Raw genomic sequence first — 3,071 nt, forward strand, 5'->3', positions numbered from 1 at the left:
GGCCATTCTGAACCATTTATCAATCTGCTTCAACAAAAACTGGATGATTTTAATAATGAAATTTTAATACTTAATAATTGCTATCAAAAATTGATGGAAACCAGAAAATCTGAAGATGCTAAAACTTAAAATAACTTTATCATTATTATTGTTTGCAATTGTTGCAAAAAGCCAGTTAGTGGCTAAGCCGAATATTGACACGATACCAAAAATCGTAGTTTTATCGTTTCCAATTATTGAAAAAGGTCAGTTAGTCGCTAAGCCGAATATAGACACAACATCAAAAACCTTAACTACTTTATTCAATCAGAAAAAATATACAACGGCTCTTTTAGTATTAAATAAGCTTATAGCTGACAATCCATCTGCCGGAGTTAATTATTTTAACCGGGCAGTAGTTAATTTCTATAAAAAAGGTAAATATAATTCTTATGATCCGTTAATAATATCCGATTGCATAAAAGCTAAATTAACAGGTTATGGAAATCCTGAGCTTTTTTATTTTCTATTCTGCCAATTTCAAAATTGCTCAGAAGGATATATATGCAATTATATTCCAAATAATGAAGATCGCTATGTACAAGTATATTTCAAAGACAGAAAAAAACTAATAGATTCGGCTATTAATATTGACCCCTGGAATGAAAAATATCTTTGGGGAAGAATTCAATTAATTCTTAAAACCAATATATTCACTTTCTTCTTTTCTGATTCTTTTAAAGAATATGAAGAACATATTCCAACTCTAAAAAGAGATTGTGAATCAGTAATTGGGCTAACAAAAAATATCAAAACTAAATCTTTAGCTTATCATTATTTATCAATAGTATATCAAACATATTACTCTGATTCTTTAAAGGCAATTCAATGTCTGTCTGCTACCATAGACCTTGACCCAAAAAATGATGACGCTTATAAAGAAAGAGGTATTTTGAGAACATACTTTAATAATGACCAGAAGGGAGCTATAGCCGATTTTAGTATTTATTTATCTAAATGGCGAGACCCTGATATTTATTTAGAAAGAGGGGTTTGTTATGGAATATCATCCGACTACGCTAATGCCATAAAAGATTTAAACATAGCTATTGATTTGTTCGAGCAACAACGAAGTGATATTCTAAAATCAGTAGCCGGTTCGACCCAAGAGAGATTAAAATATCAAATGGGAAAATGGGCCAAGGCATATAATATGCGTGGATTGGTTAATGAGTTTTTGGAAAACAAAGAAGCAGCTTTAAAAGATTATTATAAAGCAATTGAATATGGGTCAAAAGATGCACAAATATCTAAGACTAACTTACTTGAAAATTCAAATCAGAACCAAGATAATATCCAAAACTCAGAACTTACGAGCAATTCTATTACGATGATAAAAAAGGGAGGGGTTTATGAAATTCCTATAACTATCAATAATACTTTAAAAATAAATTTCATTTTTGATGCAGGGGCATCAGATGTTTCGATATCTGCAGATGTTGCTTTAACTTTAATCAGAACAGGAACAGTAAGTGATAAAGATTTTATTGGTACTCAAACTTATAAGTTCGCAGATGGCTCTACAGCAAAGAGCAAAGTTTTCATTTTGAAAGAACTGCAAATAGGAAGTAGAAAAGTGACTAATATTAGAGCAACTATTTCTAATTCTTTAGATGCTCCATTGTTGCTTGGACAAAGCGCATTGAATAGGTTTGGGAAAATTACAATTGATTATAAGAATGGCGTTATTCATTTTGAAGACTAATTGAAATTGATCTCATAAATTAATTTATGAGATTAAGTTTACTGAGTAGAATTAACGAACGATGAAGAGTGCGTTACTAGAAAAAATATTTAATTATATCTAAATGGCCGGAAATATAAGCGCTGATTATTTATTTCACTTTACAAAAAGGTTTGAAAATTTACTTTCAATTCTTAAGGAAGGATTTTTTCCAAACTATTGTTTAGAAAACTGGTTAGCTCTTGATGAAAAATTACCGCATATTGGTATCCCTATGGTTTGTTTTTGTGATATTCCAGAAAAATTTATGGAGCCTCATAAAAACAAATATGGCCCTTATGGCATTGCAATGGAGAAAAGTTGGGGCATTGAAAGAAGAATAACCCCAATTACTTATGCTCACAAAGACAGTTTTAATTATAATGCTTTACAAACAATTTGGAAAACTTACAAAGAAAATGAAGAGTGTATAAAAAGAAATGACTTTATAGGTGAAGAAGATTTTATGGGAATGAAAGCAAAAAGTTACAGATATGGTACTGCAAATCATTTTGAAGAAGCATTTCATAGTTTATTACTTTTATTCAAACCTTACTTTGGAGAAGATTTCTCTGGAAAAGATGTTTGTTTTTATGACGAAAGAGAGTGGCGATTTTATCCTTTCCGTGTAATTCCACCTTATTTGTCAGAAGGGGATTATTATGCTAATGATGAAGGGAAACTTGTAATACACTCTACAGTTTGGGAAACTTATGTAAATAATTTGAAAACACTTTATCGACTTGATTTTCCTTTGTCCGCAGTCAAGGGTATCTACGTTCAGAATAATGAAGAAAAAGAAAAATTAATAAATGAATTTGGCAATTCGTTGTTCATTAAAGTTAGAAACGATGAAGTGTACGACACAACAAGCGATGCAATAAAAAACTAAAGTTGGCAACACAAAAAAAATAAAATTATGAGTACAAAAACAATTTCCGAAGCCACAGAGATTATTGAGAACAATCTCGACTACACTTTATTCTCATGGAGCAAACAAAAAGGCCTTGCTCCAATTGCTGTGAAACATGCAGAAGGTGTTTACCTCTATGATTATGATGATAACCGCATCATCGACTTTTCATCGGGGTTGATGAATGTAAATATTGGTCATGGAGATCAAAGAATTACAGAAGCTGTTGTTAAGCAGATGCAGGAAGTAAGTTATGTTACACCAAGTTGTGTTACCAAAGTGCGTGGTGAGTTAGGGAAAAAACTGGCGGAGATTTGCCCCGGTGATCTGAACAAAGCATTCTTTACTTTATGCGGTGCAACATCAATTGAAAATGCAATCAAGCTTGCAAGACTT

Annotated in this window: 3 protein-coding genes; all 3 read left to right on the top strand. The window is 31.5% G+C overall.

The annotated features are described in order from the left end of the window. The first annotated feature begins 115 nt into the window (after nt 1-115). On the top strand, nt 116-1,744 hold the full coding sequence (locus ACHZDT_RS06855) for a retroviral-like aspartic protease family protein (protein WP_394773888.1): 1,629 nt from the start codon (nt 116-118) through the stop codon (nt 1,742-1,744). Nucleotides 1,745-1,847: 103 nt separating this feature from the next. Further along, nucleotides 1,848-2,654, top strand: a complete 807-nt coding sequence (locus ACHZDT_RS06860; protein ID WP_394773889.1) for an abortive infection system antitoxin AbiGi family protein — start codon at nt 1,848-1,850, stop codon at nt 2,652-2,654. A gap of 27 nt (nt 2,655-2,681) precedes the next feature. Beyond that, a partial coding sequence (locus tag ACHZDT_RS06865; protein WP_394773890.1) for an aminotransferase class III-fold pyridoxal phosphate-dependent enzyme occupies nt 2,682-3,071 on the top strand: 390 nt, incomplete at its 3' end.

The organism is Flavobacterium sp. (assembly GCF_043722275.1).
In the GTDB taxonomy this organism is placed as follows: Bacteria; Bacteroidota; Bacteroidia; order Flavobacteriales; family Flavobacteriaceae; genus Flavobacterium.